We start from the raw sequence: 2,879 nt of genomic DNA, 5'->3' as shown, positions 1-2,879 counted from the left end.
CGGGTGTGCCGCCGAGCAGGTCGAGCCCGGCGTCGAGCAGTTGCCGCCGCCGGGCGGCCCGCCGGTCGGCCAGCGTCGTGCCCGCCCACGTCCGTTCCGGGTTCCCCCGTTCCGAGTTCGCCGAGTCCGTCATCAGCCCGTCCCATGTCTGCGCCACAATTGACTACGTCTGTTGTCAGTTCTACGCTGGGTCCCATGCCACACGCCGACCGTGACGACGTCGAGCCGCTCGGACCCGACTCGCTGACCTGGCGTTACTTCGGTGACTGGCGCGGGTTGCTGATCGCCCTGTGGGCGGGGTCCATGCAGAACATGCATCCCGGCCTCGGCGCGGGGGTGGAGCAGCACTCGCGCTTCTTCGCCGAGCGGTGGCAGCGCCTGCTGCGCTCGCTCTACCCGATCGGCGGGGTCGTCTACGACGGCCCCCGCGCCCGGGAGACGGCGCGGCGGGTCCGTGGCTACCACGACACGGTCTCCGGCGTCGACGCCCACGGGCGCCGCTATCACGCCCTCGATCCGGACACCTTCTACTGGGCCCACGCCACCTTCTTCGTCAGCACCCTGCGTATCGCCGAGCATTTCATGGGCGGACTCACCGAGGACCAGCGGCGCACCCTGTTCGACGAGCACGTGCGGTGGTACCGGATGTACGGCGTGAGCATGCGGCCGGTGCCGGACAGCTGGGAGGAGTTCCAGCGGTACTGGCACCGGATGTGCACCGAGGTGCTGGAGGACAACAAGGCCACCCGGGACGTGCTCGACGTCGCCGACATCGCCCGGCCGCCGTTCCTGCGACGGCTGCCCGGCCCGCTGTGGCGCCTGGTGCGCAGGCCGCTGATGTCCGGCTTCGTGTGGCTGACCGTCGGGATGTACGACCCGCCGGTGCGCGAGCTCCTCGGCTACCGGTGGACCGCCCGCGACGAGCGGTGGCACCGGCTGCTCGGCCGCGCGATCAACGCCGCGTTCCGGCTCGTGCCGTTCGAACGCCGGTACCATCCCCGCGCCCGGGCGGGCTGGCGGCGGGCACTGGGCCGGGACCCGATCGAGTCGGCACCGGTGGAGACCCCGGCGCGGAACCTGCCGCCACCGGAGGAACGCGACAAACCCACGCACTACTCGCCCGCGGTCTGATCGGCCGGCCCCGGCGAGCGTCCACCCGAAGGGAGACCGCGGCCCGTGAAACTCGGCTACCACCTCGGCTACTGGTCGTCCGGCCCGCCCGCGCACGCGGCGGAGACGATCCGCACCGCCGAGGAGCTCGGCTTCGACTCGGTCTGGACCGCCGAGGGGTACGGGTCGGACGCGCTGACCCCGCTCGCGTGGTGGGGGTCGGCCACCTCGCGGGTCACCCTCGGCACGAACATCGTGCAGATGTCCGCGCGGACCCCGACGGCCACCGCGATGGCGGCGATGACGCTCGACCACCTCAGCGGCGGCCGGTTCGTCCTCGGCCTCGGCGCCTCCGGTCCGCAGGTGGTCGAGGGCTGGTACGGCATGCCGTACCCGAAGCCGCTGGCGCGCACCCGGGAGTACGTCGACATCATCCGCAAGGTCGTCGCGCGCGCCGAACCCGTCACCCACGACGGTGCCCACTACCGGCTTCCGCTGGACTCCGGCACCGGGCTGGGCAAGCCGCTCAAGCCCACCGTCCACCCGCTGCGCGAGCACCTCCCGATCTACCTGGCCGCCGAGGGGCCGAAGAACGTCGCGCTGTCCGCCGAGATCGGCGACGGCTGGCTGCCGTTGTTCTTCTCCCCGCGCAGTGACGGCTTCTACCGTGCCGCCCTCGACGAGGGCTTCGCCCGGCGGGCGCAGCCGCCCGCGTCGTTCGAGGTGGCCGCGTCCGTGCCGGTGATCGTGCACGACGACGTGGCGGCCGCGGCCGATCTGATCAAGCCGTCGCTGGCCCTCTACATCGGGGGTATGGGAGCCCGGAACGTCAACTTCCACCGCGACGTGTTCGCCCGGATGGGCTACGAGGACGTGGCCGACCGGGTGCAGGAGCTCTACCTCGCGGGCCGCAAGGACGAGGCCACCGCCGCGATCCCCACGCGACTGGTCGAGGACACCTCACTGATCGGTCCGCCCGCGAAGATCCGGGACGAACTCGCCGCCTGGGAGGAGTCCGTGGTGACCACGCTGCTCGTCCGGGGGGACGCGGCGACCCTGCGCCGCGTCGCGGACGTGCTGTCCTGACCGGCCCGCCGTGGCAGGCTGACGGGATGAGTGGGACGCCGCGGGAGCCGGACCCGGAACTGCTGGACCTGTGGGCGCGGGTGTTCGACATGGCCCGGCACGGACGAACCGAGACCCTGACCGCCTACGTGGACGCGGGGATCTCGGTCGATCTGACCAACGACAAGGGCGACAGCCTTGTGATGTTGGCCGCGTACCACGGGCACGCCGGGACCGTGCGGGCCCTGCTCCGCCGTGGGGCCGACCCGGACCGGCGCAACGACCGCGGGCAGAGCCCGCTCGCCGGCGCGGTGTTCAGAAACGAGCCCGACGTGGTGAAAGCCCTGCTCGACGGCGGTGCGGACACGTCGGCGGGGAGCCCGTCGGCCGTGGAGACCGCCCGGATGTTCGGCAACGCCGACATGCTCGCCCTGCTCGGAACCTGAGTCCACCCTGCGGGACGGGCCGCACGCGCTACGGCATCCTGGGCACCATGCTCACGCGCACCGTGCTCCCGGACCCCGCGGGGTTCCCGGCCGCCACCGGCCCCGTCACCGTGCTGTCCCGGCCCGTCCGGCCGTCGCGTCCCGGCGCGGGGTGGTCGGCGTGAGCGTGGAGCAGCACTACCTCACCGGACTCGATCTCGCCGGGCGCCGGGTGGTCGTGGTCGGCGGCGGCACCGTCGCGCAGCGGCGGCTGCCCCG

3 protein-coding genes are annotated in these 2,879 nt (G+C 72.8%); all 3 read left to right on the top strand.

What is annotated here, in order from left to right:
- The first annotated feature begins 195 nt into the window (after positions 1-195).
- Genes SACHA_RS0105225 through SACHA_RS0105215 form a run of 3 tightly spaced genes read left to right on the top strand, consistent with a single transcriptional unit; the run spans position 196 to position 2,621 of the window.
- A complete protein-coding gene (locus tag SACHA_RS0105225; RefSeq protein ID WP_019807727.1) occupies positions 196-1,131 on the top strand; it encodes an oxygenase MpaB family protein in 936 nt (311 codons plus the stop codon).
- 45 nt (positions 1,132-1,176) lie between these two features.
- A complete protein-coding gene (locus tag SACHA_RS0105220; protein ID WP_019807725.1) occupies positions 1,177-2,196 on the top strand; it encodes an LLM class F420-dependent oxidoreductase in 1,020 nt (339 codons plus the stop codon).
- A gap of 26 nt (positions 2,197-2,222) precedes the next feature.
- Positions 2,223-2,621 (top strand): ankyrin repeat domain-containing protein, encoded by a 399-nt coding sequence (locus SACHA_RS0105215; protein WP_019807723.1) that lies wholly within the window; start codon positions 2,223-2,225, stop codon positions 2,619-2,621.
- Positions 2,622-2,879 lie beyond the last annotated feature (258 nt).

Origin of the sequence: Saccharomonospora halophila 8, from assembly GCF_000383775.1 — a bacterium.
GTDB lineage: Bacteria > Actinomycetota > Actinomycetes > Mycobacteriales > Pseudonocardiaceae > Saccharomonospora > Saccharomonospora halophila.
Note: the sequence above shows the minus strand (reverse complement) of the source record. Positions and strands in the feature narration are given on the sequence as shown.